The sequence below is a fragment of the Sphingomonas sp. SORGH_AS_0950 genome, from assembly GCF_030818415.1.
Lineage (GTDB): Bacteria > Pseudomonadota > Alphaproteobacteria > Sphingomonadales > Sphingomonadaceae > Sphingomonas.
On record NZ_JAUTAE010000001.1, the window covers coordinates 2,433,946 to 2,450,267 of the forward strand.

Below are 16,322 nucleotides of genomic sequence, written 5' to 3' on the forward strand. Positions count from 1 at the left end.
TGATAAATCGCCGGTTGCAAGCCATGCTCCATTGCTCAGGATCGATCCCCATGTCCCTTCGCCCCCTGCTCGCCGCCGCGCTTCTGGGCGCCATCGCCACGCCGGTCGCGGCGCAGATGATGCAGTCGGAAAGCTACAAGTTTCTCCAGGCGGTGCGCGAGGCCAAGGGCAATGACGTCACCAACATGCTCGACCGGCCGGGTGCCAGCATCATCAACACCCGCGACGTGACCAGCGGCGAGGGCGCGCTGCACATCGTCATCAAGCGCGGCGACGAGACCTATCTGCGCTTCCTGCTGCAAAAGGGCGCCGATCCGAACCTGCGCGACGGGCGCGGCAACACGCCGCTGCTGCTGGCGGTGGCGGGAGGACAGCCCGAGATGATCCGCATCCTGACCGCGGCCAAGGCCAATCCCAACCTGCCCAATGCGGCGGGCGAGACCCCGCTGATCCGCGCGGTGCAACGCCACGACATGGCGATGGTGCGCGAGCTGATGAATGCGGGCGCCGATCCCGACCAGCCCGACAATATCGCCGGCCTGTCGGCGCGCGACTATGCGACGCAGGACAGCCGCAACGTCGCGATCGCCAAGCTGTTCGCCGAAACCCCCAAAAAGGCGCGCGCGGCGGTGGCCGGGCCGAAACTCTAAGCACTGGGCACGAATCCCTCCCCTTGCAGGGGAGGGGGACCATGCGGAGCATGGTGGAGGGGTGTCCCCGGCGGCGGGCGTTGACCAACCTCTCCCACCGGGACACCCCTCCGTCAGGCCTTCGGCCTGCCACCTCCCCTTGCAGGGGAGGAAAATCATGAGCGCCCCCTAGATCAGCCCCAGCTCGACCAGCTTGCCGACCAGCACCGGCGGCATCATCTCGATCCCCGTCGCGGCCCCGCTCAGGTCGGGCGGGGCATCCCCCGCCTCCAGATAGCGCCAGCCCTGATGCGCGCGGCGCGGCAGCGCCTGTACCAGCACCAGCGCGGGGTCGATATGGATGGCGCAGCGCCCGCCCTCCGCCTCGCCGAACGACAGGATCGGCGAGCGCGCCACCAGCTGGTGCTTCAGGATCCAGAACAGCGAGCCCTGCCCCGCCACCTCCTCATGCCGCTTGGGCAGATAGCGGGTGGTGAGGAAGACCGGCCCGTCCTGCGCCCGCATCGCCAGTCGTTCGGCCAGGTGATCGATACTGGCCGCCCCGAACGCGACCTTGGTCAGATGAAGCGCCATGTCGGGGGCCCATGTGGGGGCGCGCGGGCGGCATGGCTAGGGCGGAGAGCCCCGAATTGCACCGCGTCGTCGATGGGCGAAGTCGCTGATCTTAAAAGCTCTTCCTGCTTTCGATACTGACTTGCAATAACAGACCGTCACTCCTAGGACGCGCCGCACAACAGGGAGTCCCCGAATGCCGTTCTTGATGACGCTGGCCGCCAATGCCTTCGCCATGGCCGCCCCCTTGCCGTCCACCGTGCCGGTGGCGACCGATCCCCAGACCGCGCGCGACGATATCGTGGTCACCGGCCAGCGGACCGAGGGCTCCGACGACTATACGATCGGCGGCCAGACGACCGCGACGCGCATCCCGCTGACGCTGCGCGAGACGCCGCAGTCGGTGAGCATCGTCACCCGCCAGCAGATCCAGGATTTCCAGCTCAACGACGTCAACCAGCTGCTGACGACGGTGCCGGGCATCAACGTCCAGGCGAACGAGACCGACCGCGTCTATTATTCGGCGCGCGGCTTCGACATCCAGACCTTCCAGATCGACGGCATCGGCATTCCCTTCGCCTTCGGAATCCAGACCGGGTCGATCGACACCGCCATCTACGATCATATCGAGGTGGTGCGCGGCGCGCCCGGCCTGTTGTCGCCGACGGGCAATCCGTCGGCCGTCATCAACTTCGTCCGCAAGCGCCCGACCAAGGACCTGCAGGCGACCGCCAGCGCGCAATATGGCTCGTTCAACAGCCTGCGCCTGGATGCCGATGTCAGCACGCCGCTGACCAGGGACGGCCATGTCCGCGCCCGCGTCGTGGGCGTCCTTTCCGATGCCGACAGCTATCTCGACCGCTACAGCCTGCGCCGCTGGACCGGGTACGGCGTGGTCGAGGCCGATCTGGGCCCCGACACGGTGCTGAGCGGCGGCTATGGCCATCAGGATCACCAGAGCCACGGCGCGATGTGGGGCGCACTGCCGCTGACCTATACCGACGGCACCCGCATCGACATGCCGCGATCGACCAATGTCGCACCCGAATGGGCGGGCTGGAACGTGATCGACCGGCAGATCTTCGGCGACCTGACCCATCATTTCGGCGACTGGGTCGCGCGGATCAGCGCGGTGCGGCGCGCGACCAGCGAGGCGGACGAGCTGTTCTACGTCTATGACAATCCGGTGCGCGGCGCGCCCAACGGCATCGCCCCCGACCCCACCAAGCCCGGCCAGTTCCTGGGCATCAAAAGCTATCCCGGCGCCTTCCGCGCGCAGACGCGCAACCTGACCATGGAGGCCTATGCCACCGGTCCCTTCTCGCTGTTCGGGCGCGAGCATCAGCTGATGTTCGGCGTCAACCGCAGCGCGCAGGATTACAAGCAGCAATCCTCTTACGACTATTCGCAGGTCGGCCTGACCCTGCCCTTCCCGGACCTGTTCCAGGGGACCTTCCCCAAGGTCAATTTCCCGACGACCTTCTCGACCGACTATGCGTCGAGCCAGAATACCCAGACCCGGCGCGAGACCGCCTATGGCCTGGTCCGCTTCAGCCTGGCCGATCCGTTGAAGCTGATGCTGGGCGGCAACGTCACCCATGCGCGCAGCGTCGGCTTTTCCTACGGCGTCGACACCAATTTCGACAATACGCGCTTCTCGCCCTTCGCGGGCGTTACCTATGACCTGAACCGCGCGCTCAGCCTCTATGCCAGCTATACGACGATCTTCAATCCGCAGGATGCGATCGGCCAGGACGGGCGCATCCTGGCCCCCATCAGCGGCAAGAATATCGAGGCGGGGATCAAGGGCGACTGGTTCGGCGGACGGCTGAACGCCAGCGCCGCGATCTTCCGCGTCCATCAGAACAACACCGCCGAGAGCATCGGCTTCTTCAACGGCCGTACCCTCTATCGCGGGGTGAACGCCCAATCGGAGGGGATCGAGCTGGAGATCGGCGGACGCCTGGCCGAAGGAATGCAGGTGACCGGCGGCTATACGCTGATGCGGATCGAGGATCAGAAGGGCGACCCCGCGCGACTGTTCGTGCCGCGCAACACCGGGCGGCTGAACATCGTCTATGCCCCGCCCGCCCTGCCCGCGCTGAAGCTGGGTGCGTCGGCCCAGTATCAGAGCGTGATCTATACCCAAACCCGCTCGGTGCGGCAGGACGGCTATGCGCTGGTCGACCTGATGGCGAAATACGACATCACGCCGCGCGTCGCGGTGTCGGCGAATCTGCGCAACCTGACCAACGCGAAATATCTGACCGCGCTGACCTTCGACGGCGGCTATTACGGCGCGCCCCGCTCGATCCTGGGGACGATCAGCGTTCGGTATTGAGGCCGCTGCGTTACTCCCCTGCAAGGGCGACTGTTTACACCGGCCGCATTGTGGATTCTTGTCTGTTCCTGTGATTTGAGACGGGGGGATGGAATGCGTTGCCCAAGGTGTGATGGGACTGACCTGATCAAGCGGGGCCGGAAGGCGGGGCATCAACGCTATGTGTGCCGGGCGTGCGGTCGATACTGCACCGACAGCCAACCCCGGTTCAGTGCTGAGACCAAGGCGATGGCGATCGAGATGTACATGAACAGCATGGGTATCCGGGCGATCGGCCGGGTGCTGGGAGCATCACCGGCTGCGGTTCTCAAGTGGATCCGCAAGGAACATGCAGTGCTGCAGCAGAAACTGGCATATGCCGCTCCGGTCGACACCGGGGAGCCCGATGTCATCGAGATGGACGAGATCTACACCTACATCCAAAAAAACGGCAGCGAGCGGTAATCTGGACGGCGTACAGCCGCCGGCATCGATGCGTCGTGGCCTATCATGTGGGCGATAACGGCGTCAGAAGTGCGACTGCCATCTACGCGCTGGCCAAGGCCGCCGTCGGTCAGATCAGCGCCATCTTCACCGACGCCAACTCCTGCTACCACCTCGCCTTCCAGCGGATCGGCGCTCCCGAACCCCACCAGCAGACCAAGGCGCAGACGCATCTGATCGAAGCGTCCAACGCCTCGTTCCGCGACATGCTGGCCCGCTTCAACCGCCGAACCAAGCGCGCCTCCAAGACCCAAAACATGCTCGAGATCACCCTCGACATATTCCTCGCCAGAAAACGCCTGCAGAGTCCGGGGTGAACACTCCCCCTGCAAGGGGAGGGGGACCGCCGCGAAGCGGTGGTGGAGGGGTGTCACCCGTGGTGAGGAGGCTGATCCTCGCCGACCGGGACACCCCTCCGTCAGGCCTTCGGCCTGCCACCTCCCCTTGCAGGGGAGGAATATTCCCAAAGGAAAAGGGCGCCGGTGGAACTCCACCGACGCCCTTTGCTGATTTCCGGCGCTAGTCCGTCAGTCGCGAATTACGCGGCCTGCGGCAGAGCGGCCTTCGCCTGCGCGACGATCGCCGCAAAGGCTTCGCCCTCGTGCATCGCGATGTCGGCCAGGACCTTCCGGTCCAGTTCGACGCCCGCCAGCTTCAGGCCGTGCATGAACTGCGAATAGGTCAGGCCCTCGGCCCGGACACCGGCGTTGATGCGCTGGATCCACAGACCACGGAAGGTCCGCTTCTTAACCTTGCGGTCGCGATACGCATATTGACCGGCCTTTTCGACGGCCTGGCGTGCGATGCGGATGGTGTTCTTGCGACGGCCATAATAGCCCTTCGCCTGATCCAAAATCCGCTTATGCTTCGCCTTGGTGGTCGTGCCCCGCTTGACGCGTGCCATATCTCTCTATCCTTCCAGAAATCAGTTCAGGCCGTAAGGCGCCCAGGCCTTCACGGTCTTGGTGTCGGCATCGGACAGGACCGAGGTGCCGCGGTTCTGGCGGATATACTTGCCGTTATGGCTGATCAGGCGGTGGCGCTTGCCGGCGACGCCGTGCTTGAGCTTGCCGGTCGCGGTGAGCTTGAAGCGCTTCTTGACGCCGCTCTTGGTCTTGAGCTTGGGCATTTTGGTCCTTTCGCTGTGAGCAAGGCAGAAACGGCCGCGGCAGCCCTGATGGCCGGGCCGTTCGTGACACCTCGCTCGGGAAGCGGGCCGCTTAGACGAACCGGGCGCGGATTGCAACCGAAGAGGGCGGACCGCCGCAAAGGAACAAGCGCCTCGCTCGGGCGATTGGGGATGCCATGGATCAGGCGCCAGCGGCCGACACCTCCGCCAGCCCGACCGCCGCCCGTGCGGGCTGGCGGCGATGGGCGTTGCGGATCGCGATCGGGCTGCTGCTCGCCATCGCCGCGATCTGGCTCGTGCTGTTCGTCACCAAGGGGCGGTTCCTGCGCCACCCCTTCGAGTCGATCGCGGGCAGGCTGACCCACCGGACGGTGACGGTAGGCGGCGATTTCCAGCTTTATTTCGCGCCGTGGCGGATCAAGTTCGTCGCCGAGCGGATCGCCATCTCCAACCCCGGCTGGGCCAGCCGTCCCTATCTGTTCACCGCCGACCGGATCGATTCGCGAATCGCGCCGCTGTCGCTGTTGTTCGGCAAGCGGCGCTTCACCTGGCTGGCGCTGACCAACAGCGCGGTCGATCTGGAATGGACGCCCGACCACCGCACGAACAGCTGGACCTTCAGCGAGAAGAAGGGCGGCAAGCCGCTGGAGTTCCCGCGAATCGACACGGCCGAGATCAACGGCACGACGCTGCGCTATCGCGATCCCCGGATGCGCGTGACCGCCGACCTGGCGCTGGAGGATTTCCGGTCGCAGGATGCCCGGATCGGCAAGGCGGTCGGGCTACGCGGCAAGGGCGTGATCCGCGCGACGCCCTTCACCTTGACCGGGCAGTTGCTGTCGCCCGACGCCACCGCCAATCGGGGCAGGAACGAACTGATCGCGCGGATGCGCGCGGCGGGCAATGTGGTTGATGTCGCGGGCACCCTGCCCTCGATCGCCGATATCGAGGATGTCCCGCTGCGCACCCGCGCGCGGGGCAAGGACCTGTCGACGCTGCTCGAGGTCATCGGCGTCGTCATCCCGCGCACCCGCACCTATGACCTGCGCGCGCAGCTGGTGAAGGACGGCGACGTCTATCGCTTCACCCGCATGAAGGGGACGTTCGGCGACAGCGACCTGGCGGGGACGCTGACCGTCACCCATGGCGAGCGGCTGCATCTCGATTCGCAGCTGACCACCGGCAAGCTCGACATCGTCGATGCCGCGCCCTTTATCGGCTATAATCCCGACATCGTCGCGACCAGGGGCGCGCAGGCCGCCGCCGCCGCGACCGGGGCGGGGGCGCAAAGGCTGTTGCCCGATGCCGCGCTGCCGGTGGCGACGATGCAGCGGTTCGACGCCAACCTGAAATGGACGATCCGTACCGTCCGCTCGCGCCGCGTGCCCATCTCCGATGTCGACCTGACGCTGGCGCTGGATCGCGGCAAGCTGACCCTGTCGCCGCTCCGCTTCGCGATGGCGCGCGGCGACGTCGCGTCCGACCTGCTGTTCGACACGCGCCAACGGCCCAGCCTGGTCCGTTACGACATCCGCCTGTCGCCGACGCCGCTCGGGCGGCTGCTGGCGGGATGGGGCGTGGCGGAGGCGGGGACGACCGGCACGGTCAAGGGTCGCATCCAGCTTCAGGGGCGCGGCGACACCATCCATGATTCGCTGGCCAGCGCGAACGGGCGGATGGCCTTCATCCTGCCCGCCGGCTCGCTATGGACCCGCAACGCGCAGCTGGCCGAGCTGGATCTCGGCACCTTCGTCCAGAAGATGTTCGAGGATCGCCTGAAGGAGCCGGTGCGGATCAATTGCGGGCTGATCGCCTTCACCGTGCGCGGCGGGATCGCGGCGGCGGATCCGATCCTGATCGACACGTCCAAGAACGTCATCGTCGGGCGCGGCGGCTTCAGCTTCCGCAACGAGGCCATCGACATGGCGATCCGCGCCGATGCCAAGAAGTTCAGCCTGTTTTCGGGCCAGTCCCCGGTCGGCCTGACCGGCAGCTTCGCCAATCCTGGTATCGATCCGATCAGCGGCGACTTGCTGGCGCGCGCCGGGGCCGGGCTGGGCCTGGCGGTGGTGGCGACGCCGCTGGCGGGGGTGCTGGCCTTTGTCGATGTCGGCGATGCCAAGGCGGCGGCCTGCGGCCCGGTCCTGTCGGGCGCCCGTGCCAGCGCGCAGCGGACCACCAAGGGGCAGCCCCGCCAGGATGTCGGCAACGGCACCACCGCCAAGTCGAAGGACGGCCGTCAGAGCGAAGGCGAGGCCAAGAGCCAGCGCAAGAAGTTCCTGGGGATCTTCTAGGCCTTGCCCACCCAGCGCGCTTTCATGACGGGCCTGCGATCAGTGATCGTGATGATCATGCTCGTGCGGCACGTTGCGCAACGCCTCCAGCGCCTCTTCGGTCCGCGCCGGATCGCCGATCGCCAGCACATGTCCGGCGCTGTCGGCGGTCAGCGGATCGCCGTTCCAGTCGCACATCCGGCCCCCGGCCCCCTCGACCACCGGCACCAGCGCCGCGAAGTCGTGGAGCTTCAGGCCCGATTCGCACACGATGTCGACATGGCCGCTGGCGAGCAGACCGTAATTATAACAGTCCCCGCCATAGACCGGCCCCTGGCGCGGGCTGTCGCCGCTGATCGCCGCCACCAGCGCCATGAAATGCGGCACGTCGTCGTCCTCGAACAGATGCGGGCTGGTCGTCGCGATCGTCGCGCCTTCCAGCGCCGGACAGCGGCGCGTCCGCGCGGGCTGGCCGTTGAACAGCGTCGGGCGGCCCATCACGCCCAGCCAGCGTTCCTTCGCGATCGGCTGGTCGATGATGCCCAGCACCGGCCAGCCATTGTCGACCAGCGCGATGAGCGTGCCGAAGATCGGCCGCCCCACGGTGAAGCTGCGCGTGCCGTCGATCGGGTCGAGCACCCATTGCCGCCCGGTGACGCCGTCCTTGACGCCATATTCCTCGCCGTGAATCCCGTCGCCCGAGCGTTCCGCCTCCAGGATGCGGCGCATCGCCGCTTCGGCCTCGCGGTCGGCGAGCGTGACGGGGGAGCGATCCTCCTTGATCTCCAGCCCCATCTCGCGGCGAAAATAGGGTCGGATGGCGGCGCCGGCGGCGTCGGCCAGCTTCAACGCCAGATCGATATCGGCTGTATGAACGGACATGATGCAACCGATAGGATAGCGACGCACGATCAGCAATGGACGGCATCCCGGCGACAGGATAGGCGTTAACCATATTACCGGAAGGATTGGGGTGATGAAGGCAGTCTTGGGCGTTCTTCTTGCAATGGCGGCGTTTCCCGCCGCCGCGGCCTTGCGTCCCGGCGCCACCGCCCCCGATTTCACGACGCGCGGCGCGGTCGCGGGCAAGGTCTTCACGCTCAAGCTGAAGGATCAGCTGCGCCACGGCCCGGTCGTCCTGTATTTCTTCCCCGCCGCCTTCACCAGCGGATGCAGCGCCGAGGCGCGCGCCTTTGCCGAGAAGATCGACGCCTTCCGCGCGGCGGGCGCGCGGGTGATCGGCATGTCGGCCGATCCGGTGGACAAGCTCGCCGCCTTTTCCAAGGCCGAATGCGCGGGCAAGTTCCCGGTCGCCAGCGCGGGTCCCGCGATCGTCAAGGGCTATGACGTCGCGCTCGGCCGCCAGATGGAAGGCCGCGATATCACCTCGCGCACCAGCTATGTGATCGGTCGCGACGGGCGCATCCTGTTCGTCCATGATGACATGAACCCCGCCGAACATGTCGCCACGACGCTGGCGGCGGTCCGCGGTCTGGCGGCCAAGCGCTAAGGCGCCGTACATGACAGGGGGCATGCCAGCAGGGCGCAGGACGATGACGGCACAGGGGTGCGCCGTCGATCGCCGTCTCGCGATGACGGAAAACGGGTCACACGCGGAACGGACATGCGACAGGTCGGGAGGGGGCGGATGCCGATGAGCACCGACCTCTATCGACGGATCGGCCGGTTTCTCGACGATCATCGCCTGTCCCCCGATCCGTCGCATTATGCGTTCGTCCACGCCATCCTGACCGATCCGAACGGCGGCCTGGCGCGCGCCGCCGCGTCGCTGATCGATGGTGGCGTGCGGTTGCACCAGGACGATATCGTCCGGCTGGGAGGGGGCACTACGGCGGCCCGTCCGGAACCGGTCGAGCCGAAGGTCGAGGCCCCGCCCGTGCGCGATCATGCGGTGCCCACGGTCGACAGCCAGTCCGATTCGCTGGCCGCGCAGACCCAGGGCCATGTCGAGACGTTCCTGGCCATCCTCCGCTCGGTCCAGGCCGACGCCACGGCCTTCGGCGCCGACCTGGCCCGCAGCGCCGCGAAGATGAATCGTGCCGAAGCGATCGGGCTGTCGGCGCTGGCCGCGCTGACCGGCGAGATGCTGGAGCGGATCCACGCCAGCGAACGGCGGCTGCAACAGGCCACCGCCGAGGCGGACGCGCTGCGCGAAAAGCTGGCGGAGGCGCGGGCGGCCGCCCGGCGCGATCCGCTGACCGGGCTGGCGAACCGGCTGGCGTTCAACGAGTCGCTCGGCCAGTGCTTCGAAGCGGTCGATCCCTGCCATCTGGCGCTGTGCGATATCGACCGGTTCAAGCGGATCAACGACGAGCATGGCCATGCGGTCGGCGACCGGGTGCTGACCGCGATCGGCCAGATCCTGGCCGAGGAAGGGCAGGGCCATCTGGTGTGCCGCCATGGCGGCGAGGAATTCGCCATCCTGATGTCGGGCATTTCCAAGCGGGACGCCACCGCCCTGGTCGAACGCGCCCGGCAGGCGGTGCGCGAGCGGCGGCTGCGCGTCCGCGAAACCGACCAGTCGATCGGCCAGATCACCATCTCGGCGGGGATCACGACCTTCCGTCCGGAGGATACGCAGGAGACGCTGTTCGCGCGCGCCGACGAGCTTTTGTACCGGGCCAAGAATGATGGCCGCGATCTGGCCTATGCGGATTGACGGATTGCGCCATCCGGTGGCGGATTTTCCGGTATCGGCTTGGCGCAATTTGCCAGATTTTCTCGGGATGAATAATTATCTGTTGAATATCAACGCTTTATAAAACTGGCACGCTCTCTGCAAAGCTCCCGGCATCGGTCGCCAAAGGGTTGGCGACCCGATCGAAAAGGGAGTTCCACCATGTTCCAGACCATCCAGGCCCGCCAGTTCCTCGTCTCCTGCATCGGCGCGCTGCTGTTCGCCGGACTGGCCATCACCTCGGCGACGCCGATCCTGCCGATCGCCTGAGGCGTGACGCGCGATCGCGTCGGGATCGACGCCGCCGCTCCTGTCATCCTCGTCCCGCGGCCGGATCGTCGCCTGTCGACGCCCGGCCGCCCGCTCTTCCCCGATCAGGCGGGCGCGACCGCCCCGACCGGCCCCACCGGCGCCTCCTCCTCGCGCGAATAGGTGCCGGTCAGCACCCCGGCGGCCAGCACATGCCCCGCCATCGCCTCGATCATCGCGCTGCGTCCGGGGCTTTGCCCGCCGATATCGACCGCCGAGTCGAGCGCGAACAGCTGAAAGACATAGCGATGCTCGCCATGACCGCGCGGCGGGTCGGGCGGCAGCCAGCCTTCGCCCAGATAGGAATTGCGCCCGACATCGCCCTGTCCGGGTGAGCCTGCGCCATCCGCGACGATCGCGCCCTCGGCCAGATCGCCCGCCCGGGGCGGCAGGTTCCAGACGATCGCATGGACCAGCGGCTGCGGCGTCGGTGCGTCGGCATCCTCGACCAGCAGCGCCAGCAGTGCGGTCCCCTCGGGCGGATCGCCCCAGACCAAAGGCGGCGACACGCCCGCACCATCGGCGGTGAAACGCTCGGGCAGCCGCGCCTGGTCGGCAAAGGCCGGGCTGCTCAGCGCCAGGCTGGCGGGCGGGGCCAGTTCGGGGCGGACGAGCGCGACCGACTCGACCCCGGCGCGCCACCCGCTCATCGCCTTGCCCAGCCAGGCGGGCAGATGTTCCAGCATGATCCTGTCTCCCTCGGCCTATCGCGCGGACACAGGACGCGCCCGCCAGACGTGCAGCGTGTCGATCGCGCCGCGACATTCGGTCATGCTCGCCGCCTCGATCAGCCGGAAGCGGGTGCCGTCCCAGCCGAAGCTCTGGCGATCGCCGCAATCGCCCAGCCCCCGGCCCTTGCCCCAGCTCGACAAGCGGCCAGCGGGCGACCACTGGGTGTTGACCAGCGTCACCGCGCCGCCCGGCTGCGGTTCGTCGGCAAAGGGAAAGGCATAGTCGAAGCGCGCGGGCGCCAGCCGCCCGTCGCGCCAGATCAGCGGCTTGACCAGATAATTATACGCCCCCGCCCCGCACGACAGCAGGACCAGAGTCGCGCGTCCGTCCAGCCGATAGGATTCGGCGCTGACCGGGCTGCCCAGGCTGTTCAGGCAGTCGAGCCGTCGCCGCATGTCGTTGATCGCCGCCGAGGGGATGGCGGGCGCGTCGCCCGGCGGCGGCGTCACCACCCGCACCAGGGGCAGTTCGGGCGGCTTGCCGCGATAGCGCGCCGCCCCCCTCGCAACGAAGGCGGCGGTGGTGCCCGCCCGTCGCTGCCGATCGTCCATATAGCGCAGCGTGGCGGCCACGCCGTTCAGCGAGACGGGCTTGGCATCGGGCGTCAGGATCGCGGCCCGCCGCCCCCGGACCAGCGCCGCGACCAGCCTGTCGGCTGCCGCCCCGCTGATCCGGCCCCGGGCTTCGCGGGCCAGCGGAACGGTGGCGACGGGGCGGCCATCGACCCGGATCGTGGCGACCCGCGCCTTGCCCGTCATGTCGGCCAGCTCGACCGCGACCATGCCGTCGGCGGTGCGCCGGATCAGCAATCCGGCATCCTGCAACATGCCGTCCTGCGGCGACAACGACGCCGCCTCGCACCCGCCGCCATTGTCGCAGGCGACGATCCAGTCGCGAAACAGCTTCGGCTTGGCCGGGACCGGCGTGTCCGGCGCGGCGGCGGCCACAGGCATGGCGAACGCCAGGAAAGCCGTGAAGGCAGCGGTGCGAATCATGGGCGTATCAACCCCTTTGCTGGCGGTGACGTTCCGAAACGGATAGGGCAACGGTCAAAGAACAAGGAGAGCAGAGCGATGAAGTCAGTGGGCGTGATCGGTGCCGGTCAGATGGGTGCGGGCATCGCGCAAGTGTCGGCGGCGGCGGGCCATGCGGTCAAGCTGGCCGATGTGTCGGCGGAACGGGCCGAGGCCGGCAAGGCGGGAATCGCCAGGGCGCTCGACCGGCTGGTGACGAAGGAAAAGATCACCCGCGCCGATGCCGATGCGCTGCTCTCCCGCATCGCGCCGGTCGGCGACCTGTCCGCCATGGCGGATTGCGAGCTGGTGATCGAGGCCGCGACCGAGCGCGAGGCCATCAAGCGCGCGATCTTCGAGGAGGTCGGCAAGGTGATGTCCGACACTGCGATCCTGGCGACCAACACCTCCTCCATCCCGATCACCCGGCTGGCGCAGGCCGCGCCCGATGCGAGCCGGTTCGTCGGCGTCCATTTCTTCAATCCCGTGCCCGTCATGGGGCTGATCGAGCTGATCCGCGGCCTCGCCACCTCGGACGAGACGGTCGCCCGGGTCGAGGCCTTTGCCCAGGCGCTGGGCAAGCGCGTCGTCCATGCCAATGACGCGCCGGGCTTCATCGTGAACCGCGTGCTGATGCCGATGATCAACGAGGCGATCTTCGCATTGGGCGAGGGCGTGGCGACGATCCCCGACATCGACGCGGCGTGCCAGCTGGGGCTCAACCACCCGATGGGTCCGCTGACGCTGGCGGATTTCATCGGGCTCGACACCTGCCTGGAGATCACCCGCGTGCTGTTCGAAGGGACGGGCGACCCCAAATTCCGCCCCGCCCCGCTGCTGATCAAATATGTCGAGGCGGGCTGGTATGGCCGCAAGACCAAGCGGGGCTTCTACGACTATTCGGGCGCGGAGCCCGTGCCGACGCGCTAATCCCCCGATCCTCCCCATCGGAGATGGGGAGGTGGCAGGCCGAAGGCCTGACGGAGGGGCCTCGCCATGGGCGAGGATGCCCCTCCACCACGCCCTCCGGGCGCGGTCCCCCTCCCCAAGCCGAGCTTGGGGAGGATTCAGAATGCGCCGTGGACGCGCAGCGCGAAGACCTCCGCAGGCCCGCGATCGCGGTTATAGCCGGGGTTGCCGACATATTGCGCGTCCAGCGTCACCGCGAGCGCGCGGGTCAACGCCACGTCGTAATAGGCCTCGGCAATCTCCTCGGTGCCCGCATTGGGCAGTCGCCCGTCGCCGACCAGCACGCCCAGGCCGCCCGCCGCCAGATAGCGGCGATGCTCGGCCGAAATGCCGTTGGCGACCAGCGCCAGCCCGACCCGGTCCTGCGCCCGGCCCCAGCCCTTGCCGTTCAGCGCCGCGCCGATCTGCGCCGTCCGGTCGATATCGGTGAAGTCATAGGGCTCGATCGACCCGTCGCTGACCCCAACCCGCGCGAACAGGCCCAGCGTGTCGGTCAGCGCCTGGTCCATGTTCATATAGCCGCCGATCCGCGTCAGCCGCCGCCGGGTGAAGGACGGATCGACCGCGCCGCCGGTCGCGGCGGCATAGGCCAGCGCCTCGTCGAAGCGGCTGAAATTGCCCCGGTTGCGGAAGAAGCCGAAGCGCACCGATCCCGGCCGCCCGGCCAGACGGTGGCGATGCTCGACCTCGGCATCCAGCTGATACTGGCCGAAGCCATGTTCCAGCCGCTCGCCATTGGGGATGGTCGACAGGTTGAACAGTCCGGTCCGCAACGTCCAGTCGCCGCGATAGAGTTCCGCGGCGATGCCGGTGGTATAGCCCCAGGCATCGGCGGCGTAATCGAAGCTGCCGGTATCGACGACCGACCAGTTGAGGAAATCGCCGCGCGGGTCGTGCGCATAGGGGTTGGTGTCGAACACGTCGCCGACGCCGAACTTGCCGATGGTCAGCACGACCCGGTCGACACTCCGCGATCCGCCAAGCTGGTTGGCGATCCCCGCCACCGCCTCGCGCGCGCCGCCCAGCCCCAGGGTCTGGCGGAAAAAGGCGCGTTGCAGCCGGAAATAGGGCTCGGCCTTGCCGACCTTATAGGCCTCCGCGCTGGGAAAGCCCGCGACGCCCAGCGTATTGGACAGGCCGAAGCCCTGGTCGATCTCGGGATTCACCCAGATTTCGCCGCCGCCCCAGGGCCGCGCGCCGAGATAGGCGGTGACGTCGGCGGTTTCCTTCAGCTGGTGCGGGGTCAGGCTGTTGGTCCCGGCATAGGGCGAGGCGAAACCGCCCACGCCCTGCGCGACGAGGGTCGCCTGGCCGTGGATGGCGAAATCCTGCGGCGTGTCGGTCGGCGGGGCAAGGTCCTGCGCGGCGGCGGCGCGCGCGAACAGCAACAGGCCGCACAGCGCGGCCCGCGAAACGATACGGGTCATCGAGGTCGTCCTTGAAAGCGGGGCGGTCAGGCCGAGGGGCGGGTCCGGCGGATCGCCTGGGGACGGCTGGACGCCACGGCGCGGAGCAACCGCGCGCGCTCAAGGGGAACGCTGGCCATGACGGTGGCGAGCGACTGGGCGCGGACATGCGCGCGGAACATCATGCGGGTCATGACAGACCTCCTTCGGGTTCGTGTGGTCGAGCCCGGCGGAAGGTCGGCGAGGAACGGCGTTAGCGGGCCGACATCGTCGACCCCGTCAGGCCCGTCAGACGGTCGGCAAGAACGTGGACGCCGAAGCGTCTACTGTCCTCGTCGCCGGACAAGGGACTAGATCGGGGCATTGTGATCCTGTGCAGTGAGTCGGCCACGAGCGCGACCGACCGGGCGCCCATAGCGCGCCCACCTGCAGGATCAACCCCGAAAGCGCCCTACCCGATCAGGAGGCCCGCCAGCGCGGCCGACATCAGGTTGGCGAGGCTCCCCGCGATCAGCGCGCGGATGCCGAGGCGCGCGATGGTCGGGCGCTGGTTCGGCGCCAGGCTGCCCGTCACCGCCATCTGGATCGCGATCGAGGAGAAATTGGCAAAGCCGCACAGCGCGAAGGTGACGACCGCGACGGTGCGCGGCGACAGCTGCGCGGCCTGCTTGCCCAGGTCGATATAGGCGACGAACTCGTTGAGCACGATCTTCTCGCCGAACAGGCCGCCCGCGATCCCCGCTTCCTTCCACGGCACGTTGAGCAGCGCCATGATCGGCTGGAACACATAGCCGAGCAGCGCCTGGAAGCTGAGTCCCGGAATCCCAACCAGATTGCCCAGCCCGCCCAGCAACCCGTTCGCCAGCGCGACCAGCGCGACGAAGGCCAGCACCATCGCACCGACCGCGACGGCCAGCTTCACGCCGGTCTGCGCACCTTGCGCGGCCGCCATGATGATGTTGGCGGGCTTTTCCTCGTCATGCGTCGCCTCGGCGAGGGAAATCCTCTCATCCTCGATCACATCGCCCAGCGGCAGCTGGCCGGCGGGCGGTTCGGGCCGGTCGGGCATGATGATCTTGGCCATCAGGATGCCGCCGGGCGCTGCCATGAAGCTGGCCGCGAGCAGATATTCGATCGAGATGCCCATCGAGGCATAGGCCGCCAGGATCGTGCCCGCCACGCCCGCCATGCCGCTGGTCATCACGGTGAACAGCTGTGCGGGGGTGAGGCTGGCCAGATAGGGCCGGATGACGAGCGGCGATTCGGACTGGCCGACGAAGACATTGGCGGCCGCGCAGAGCGATTCCACCTTGGACACGCCGATCACCTTCTCGATCGCACCGCCCAGCCAGCGCACGACCAGCTGCATGATCCCCAGATAATAGAGGATCGACACCAGCGCGGCGAAGAAGATGATGACCGGCAGCGCCTGGATCGCGAAATTGCGCCCCAGCGGATCGGAGGCCAGCGCGCCGAACAGGAAGCTGGTCCCCTCATTGGCATAGCCGAGCAGCCCGGCGACCCCGGCAGACAGCGTCTGCAGCACCTTCTTGCCCCAGGGGACATAGAGGACGAGCACCGCGATCCCCGCCTGCAACGCAAAGGCCGCACCGACCACGCGCAGGCGGATGGCGCGACGATCGGTGGACAGGGCGACCGCGATCGCCAGGATGACAAGGATACCGGCGATACCGATGGCAAAACGATTCATGCGCGCTGCTTAACTATCCGCGTTGACGGGTGGTGACACGACGCGGCCCCCCGGCT

General features: G+C 67.7%; 17 protein-coding genes and 1 pseudogene. 9 read left to right on the top strand and 9 right to left on the bottom strand.

Features of this window, described 5'->3' with window-relative positions; translation table 11 throughout:
* The first annotated feature begins 50 nt into the window (after positions 1 to 50).
* On the top strand, positions 51 to 650 hold the full coding sequence (locus tag QE385_RS10690) for an ankyrin repeat domain-containing protein (protein WP_307101643.1): 600 nt from the start codon (positions 51 to 53) through the stop codon (positions 648 to 650).
* A 168-nt stretch (positions 651 to 818) separates the two neighbouring features.
* On the opposite strand, the gene QE385_RS10695 is transcribed toward QE385_RS10690, so the two are convergent.
* On the bottom strand, positions 819 to 1,223 hold the full coding sequence (locus QE385_RS10695; RefSeq protein WP_307101645.1) for a DUF1489 family protein: 405 nt from the start codon (positions 1,221 to 1,223) through the stop codon (positions 819 to 821).
* A gap of 175 nt (positions 1,224 to 1,398) precedes the next feature.
* Here QE385_RS10695 and QE385_RS10700 point away from each other — a divergent pair, with 175 nt between their 5' ends.
* From QE385_RS10700 to QE385_RS10710, 4 genes and pseudogenes are all read left to right on the top strand, one after another.
* Positions 1,399 to 3,543: a TonB-dependent siderophore receptor gene (locus QE385_RS10700; protein WP_307101647.1), complete on the top strand. Its 2,145-nt coding sequence runs from the start codon at positions 1,399 to 1,401 to the stop codon at positions 3,541 to 3,543.
* A gap of 93 nt (positions 3,544 to 3,636) precedes the next feature.
* Positions 3,637 to 3,708 (top strand): annotated as a pseudogene (locus QE385_RS19855) (hypothetical protein); the annotation flags it as partial.
* Positions 3,709 to 3,771: 63 nt separating this feature from the next.
* On the top strand, positions 3,772 to 3,987 hold the full coding sequence (locus QE385_RS10705; RefSeq protein ID WP_307101649.1) for a hypothetical protein: 216 nt from the start codon (positions 3,772 to 3,774) through the stop codon (positions 3,985 to 3,987).
* A gap of 35 nt (positions 3,988 to 4,022) precedes the next feature.
* Positions 4,023 to 4,343: a hypothetical protein gene (locus QE385_RS10710; RefSeq protein WP_307101650.1), complete on the top strand. Its 321-nt coding sequence runs from the start codon at positions 4,023 to 4,025 to the stop codon at positions 4,341 to 4,343.
* 221 nt (positions 4,344 to 4,564) lie between these two features.
* Here the strand turns inward: QE385_RS10710 and rplT are convergent, their stop codons facing one another.
* Positions 4,565 to 4,930, bottom strand: coding sequence for a 50S ribosomal protein L20 (rplT, locus tag QE385_RS10715; protein ID WP_307101652.1), 366 nt, complete (start codon positions 4,928 to 4,930; stop codon positions 4,565 to 4,567).
* Between the two features lie 21 nt (positions 4,931 to 4,951).
* Positions 4,952 to 5,155 carry a 50S ribosomal protein L35 gene (gene rpmI, locus QE385_RS10720; protein WP_007406658.1) on the bottom strand — a complete coding sequence of 68 codons (204 nt, stop codon included), beginning with the start codon at positions 5,153 to 5,155 and terminating at the stop codon, positions 4,952 to 4,954.
* A 176-nt stretch (positions 5,156 to 5,331) separates the two neighbouring features.
* Between rpmI and QE385_RS10725 the strand changes: the two genes are divergently transcribed.
* Positions 5,332 to 7,449 (top strand): AsmA family protein, encoded by a 2,118-nt coding sequence (locus QE385_RS10725; RefSeq protein WP_307101654.1) that lies wholly within the window; start codon positions 5,332 to 5,334, stop codon positions 7,447 to 7,449.
* 39 nt (positions 7,450 to 7,488) lie between these two features.
* Here the strand turns inward: QE385_RS10725 and QE385_RS10730 are convergent, their stop codons facing one another.
* The gene (locus QE385_RS10730) at positions 7,489 to 8,310 is read right to left on the bottom strand and encodes an inositol monophosphatase family protein (RefSeq protein WP_307101655.1); all 822 of its coding nucleotides are present in this window, start codon (positions 8,308 to 8,310) and stop codon (positions 7,489 to 7,491) included.
* Between the two features lie 94 nt (positions 8,311 to 8,404).
* On the opposite strand from QE385_RS10730, the gene QE385_RS10735 reads away from it, so the two are divergent.
* Together QE385_RS10735 and QE385_RS10740 are read left to right on the top strand one after the other, a co-directional pair.
* Positions 8,405 to 8,938, top strand: coding sequence for a peroxiredoxin (locus QE385_RS10735; RefSeq protein WP_307101657.1), 534 nt, complete (start codon positions 8,405 to 8,407; stop codon positions 8,936 to 8,938).
* A gap of 144 nt (positions 8,939 to 9,082) precedes the next feature.
* Positions 9,083 to 10,108, top strand: a complete 1,026-nt coding sequence (locus QE385_RS10740) for a GGDEF domain-containing protein (RefSeq protein ID WP_307101659.1) — start codon at positions 9,083 to 9,085, stop codon at positions 10,106 to 10,108.
* 392 nt (positions 10,109 to 10,500) lie between these two features.
* Here the strand turns inward: QE385_RS10740 and QE385_RS10745 are convergent, their stop codons facing one another.
* Positions 10,501 to 11,121, bottom strand: a complete 621-nt coding sequence (locus QE385_RS10745; RefSeq protein ID WP_307101661.1) for a YbhB/YbcL family Raf kinase inhibitor-like protein — start codon at positions 11,119 to 11,121, stop codon at positions 10,501 to 10,503.
* Between the two features lie 18 nt (positions 11,122 to 11,139).
* Positions 11,140 to 12,162 carry a DUF1176 domain-containing protein gene (locus QE385_RS10750; RefSeq protein WP_307101662.1) on the bottom strand — a complete coding sequence of 341 codons (1,023 nt, stop codon included), beginning with the start codon at positions 12,160 to 12,162 and terminating at the stop codon, positions 11,140 to 11,142.
* A 78-nt stretch (positions 12,163 to 12,240) separates the two neighbouring features.
* Between QE385_RS10750 and QE385_RS10755 the strand changes: the two genes are divergently transcribed.
* Positions 12,241 to 13,110 carry a 3-hydroxybutyryl-CoA dehydrogenase gene (locus tag QE385_RS10755; RefSeq protein ID WP_307101665.1) on the top strand — a complete coding sequence of 290 codons (870 nt, stop codon included), beginning with the start codon at positions 12,241 to 12,243 and terminating at the stop codon, positions 13,108 to 13,110.
* A gap of 137 nt (positions 13,111 to 13,247) precedes the next feature.
* On the opposite strand, the gene QE385_RS10760 is transcribed toward QE385_RS10755, so the two are convergent.
* The 3 genes from QE385_RS10760 to QE385_RS10770 form a co-directional block, all read right to left on the bottom strand.
* On the bottom strand, positions 13,248 to 14,576 hold the full coding sequence (locus tag QE385_RS10760) for a carbohydrate porin (protein ID WP_307101668.1): 1,329 nt from the start codon (positions 14,574 to 14,576) through the stop codon (positions 13,248 to 13,250).
* Between the two features lie 26 nt (positions 14,577 to 14,602).
* Complete coding sequence (locus tag QE385_RS10765) at positions 14,603 to 14,749, bottom strand: hypothetical protein (RefSeq protein ID WP_307101670.1); 147 nt, start codon at positions 14,747 to 14,749, stop codon at positions 14,603 to 14,605.
* Positions 14,750 to 15,006: 257 nt separating this feature from the next.
* Entirely contained in the window at positions 15,007 to 16,266 is a 1,260-nt protein-coding gene (locus QE385_RS10770; RefSeq protein ID WP_307101672.1) for a NupC/NupG family nucleoside CNT transporter, read from the bottom strand.
* Positions 16,267 to 16,322: the final 56 nt, after the last annotated feature.

Bases quoted from the DNA above. Each gene is read 5' to 3' on its own strand.
- QE385_RS10690 (WP_307101643.1), top strand. From the start codon at position 51: ATGTCCCTTCGCCCCCTGCTCGCCGCCGCGCTTCTGGGCGCCATCGCC.
- QE385_RS10695 (WP_307101645.1), bottom strand. From the start codon at position 1,223: ATGGCGCTTCATCTGACCAAGGTCGCGTTCGGGGCGGCCAGTATCGAT.
- QE385_RS10700 (WP_307101647.1), top strand. From the start codon at position 1,399: ATGCCGTTCTTGATGACGCTGGCCGCCAATGCCTTCGCCATGGCCGCC.
- QE385_RS10705 (WP_307101649.1), top strand. From the start codon at position 3,772: ATGGCGATCGAGATGTACATGAACAGCATGGGTATCCGGGCGATCGGC.
- rplT (WP_307101652.1), bottom strand. From the start codon at position 4,930: ATGGCACGCGTCAAGCGGGGCACGACCACCAAGGCGAAGCATAAGCGG.
- rpmI (WP_007406658.1), bottom strand. From the start codon at position 5,155: ATGCCCAAGCTCAAGACCAAGAGCGGCGTCAAGAAGCGCTTCAAGCTC.
- QE385_RS10725 (WP_307101654.1), top strand. From the start codon at position 5,332: ATGGATCAGGCGCCAGCGGCCGACACCTCCGCCAGCCCGACCGCCGCC.
- QE385_RS10730 (WP_307101655.1), bottom strand. From the start codon at position 8,310: ATGTCCGTTCATACAGCCGATATCGATCTGGCGTTGAAGCTGGCCGAC.
- QE385_RS10735 (WP_307101657.1), top strand. From the start codon at position 8,405: ATGAAGGCAGTCTTGGGCGTTCTTCTTGCAATGGCGGCGTTTCCCGCC.
- QE385_RS10740 (WP_307101659.1), top strand. From the start codon at position 9,083: ATGAGCACCGACCTCTATCGACGGATCGGCCGGTTTCTCGACGATCAT.
- QE385_RS10745 (WP_307101661.1), bottom strand. From the start codon at position 11,121: ATGCTGGAACATCTGCCCGCCTGGCTGGGCAAGGCGATGAGCGGGTGG.
- QE385_RS10750 (WP_307101662.1), bottom strand. From the start codon at position 12,162: ATGATTCGCACCGCTGCCTTCACGGCTTTCCTGGCGTTCGCCATGCCT.
- QE385_RS10755 (WP_307101665.1), top strand. From the start codon at position 12,241: ATGAAGTCAGTGGGCGTGATCGGTGCCGGTCAGATGGGTGCGGGCATC.
- QE385_RS10760 (WP_307101668.1), bottom strand. From the start codon at position 14,576: ATGACCCGTATCGTTTCGCGGGCCGCGCTGTGCGGCCTGTTGCTGTTC.
- QE385_RS10765 (WP_307101670.1), bottom strand. From the start codon at position 14,749: ATGACCCGCATGATGTTCCGCGCGCATGTCCGCGCCCAGTCGCTCGCC.
- QE385_RS10770 (WP_307101672.1), bottom strand. From the start codon at position 16,266: ATGAATCGTTTTGCCATCGGTATCGCCGGTATCCTTGTCATCCTGGCG.